This is a genomic window from Hyella patelloides LEGE 07179, from assembly GCF_900659865.1.
GTDB classification, from domain to species: Bacteria; Cyanobacteriota; Cyanobacteriia; order Cyanobacteriales; family Xenococcaceae; genus Hyella; species Hyella patelloides.
In genome coordinates this window covers 1-1,044 of record NZ_LR214353.1, presented here as the reverse complement: position 1 = coordinate 1,044, position 1,044 = coordinate 1, and the positions used below count along the sequence as shown (strand labels likewise).

Annotated in this window: 1 protein-coding gene; it reads left to right on the top strand. The window is 42.8% G+C overall.

The genetic code is table 11. The features are described from left to right. Positions 1-583: 583 nt before the first annotated feature. Positions 584-1,044: reverse transcriptase N-terminal domain-containing protein (locus tag H1P_RS33690; RefSeq protein ID WP_246142069.1), on the top strand; the 461-nt coding region annotated here is incomplete at its 3' end.

Below are 1,044 nucleotides of genomic sequence, written 5' to 3'. Positions count from 1 at the left end.
GTGCGATTCGTTGAAGCTGCGAAGCTCTAGAAACTAGAGAAGTAGAGGCTTCCAGGCGATGGTGGGTCAAAAACCACAAGTAGCCTGAACTGTTATCGAGCAGAGGCTCGTTAAGATAGATGGAGGTTCGAGTCCTCCCCCTGAAGAGAACAGGGACTCCTTACCTGGCACAGGCGAGATAGCTCGGAATCTATCAGACCTAAGCGTGCAACAGGACGCAATCAGTTGAAATCAAAGCAGATAGCAACACTGGCGTTAACAGGGAGATGTAATGGGTAAACAGGTTCTAGAAAAGTGTCTTATTGGCAAGCCATAATCTGAATAAACATATGGACTTCACTACCGAAAGATTCTCACAGCAAAAAACCTTATTAGCTGTTTCTCCGAGGAGGTAGTAGGCAAATTGAACCGCCCTAAAACATCAGACAATCTGTCTAACGGAACGAATAAAAACTCTGATACTTGGTTTCAGGGGTCGAAAACCTGAATAGGCTAGACGAGTAGCGGAAGACCAAGCAGAGGGTAGGATGAGGGGTAATTCCCAAAAGGAAATCAGAGGATGTTCAATCGAGTAGGAAACATTATGATGCATAGCACAAACTATAGCGATGATTGGGAAAATCTCAACTGGAAACAATTCCAGAAGATTTTATTCCGCCTACAAAAGAGAATATTCAAAGCGATTAGAGAAGGTGACAAGGCAAAAGCTATAAATCTTCAAAAACTCGTTCTGTCTTCATACGCAGCAAGAATGCTAGCGATTAGACAAGTAACTCAACTCAATGCTGGTAAAAAGACGGCTGGTATAGATGGCAAAAAGTCTTTAACGTTCAAGGAACGATTCCAATTAGAGAAAAATCTCAAACAACACACAAAGACTTGGAAACATCAAGGCTTGAGAGAAATTCCTATCCCCAAAAAGGATGGCTCAACCAGACTACTAAAAGTACCTACAATAGCCGACAGAGCGTATCAATGCCTAGTTAAATACGCTTTAGAGCCAGCACATGAAGCCACATTCCACGCTAGAAGCTACGGATTTAG